Annotated in this window: 1 protein-coding gene; it reads right to left on the bottom strand. The window is 39.2% G+C overall.

Annotated features, from left to right (window positions below; genetic code table 11):
• Positions 1–55: 55 nt before the first annotated feature.
• Complete coding sequence (locus tag DWW23_RS26340; protein WP_004327342.1) at positions 56–805, bottom strand: DUF4241 domain-containing protein; 750 nt, start codon at positions 803–805, stop codon at positions 56–58.
• Positions 806–835 lie beyond the last annotated feature (30 nt).

Raw genomic sequence — 835 nt, 5'->3', positions numbered from 1 at the left:
TAATGGGTTGTAAATAGCAACTGTTAGGGTTGCTTATTTATTTGTTATCCGCACATTAATTCTCTTCATCATTGCCATAGGCTAATTCTATATCAATAAACTGAATTACCAACTGACATATTTCGCCGCCTTCGTCTATGCCCCAATAAACCGGATACGTACCATCTCCGAACCCTGATTGAAAAATGGGAATATGATACTCCGTCCCCGGCACTTGCCAATTTAACCAGTCTCCGCCTGCACGTTGATATTCTGGATGGAGATAATAGTTTTCTTTGAATAATGCAGCAAAATATCCATCATAAGGATTATCATCGGGATTATCTTTGCGCCATTGTTCATCCCAGTCGCAATAAATACGGTGGATAATTTCATCACATACACATCCTAAACCAGCATCTACACAAAATCCAAAGTAATCACCCTCTTCCAATGTTTCAAGGTTTTCATTCCCAACTAATGCTTCATAGAATCGAACAGCCCGCTTTTCATTGAAGCGCAAACGTACTGCGGCATAACGGTCGCAATCCTCGTCGTCAGATTTGATTACACAAATTTCCGTTTCATATTTACCCGCAGGAGCGTTCTGAAAATATGGACGTTCGTTTCTGTTTGGGAGATATACCAATGGATCTCGTACCAAAAGATTTCCACTCGGCAAATCGCAAGAACCGATATTAATCGTCGTTAACGATTTTCCTGCAATTTCTTCTTGCTCAAAATAAGTATTGAGGTCAACAGGGCAGACGGTTTTTTCTTTTACCGATTCCCATTTTTTCATCCAGTTGTTTTCTAATTCTTTCATATTCCTTTTTGATTTTTAGTTGCGGATAAT

This window comes from Parabacteroides sp. AF14-59 (genome assembly GCF_003479515.1).
GTDB lineage: Bacteria > Bacteroidota > Bacteroidia > Bacteroidales > Tannerellaceae > Parabacteroides > Parabacteroides faecis.
Note: the sequence above shows the minus strand (reverse complement) of the source record. Positions and strands in the feature narration are given on the sequence as shown.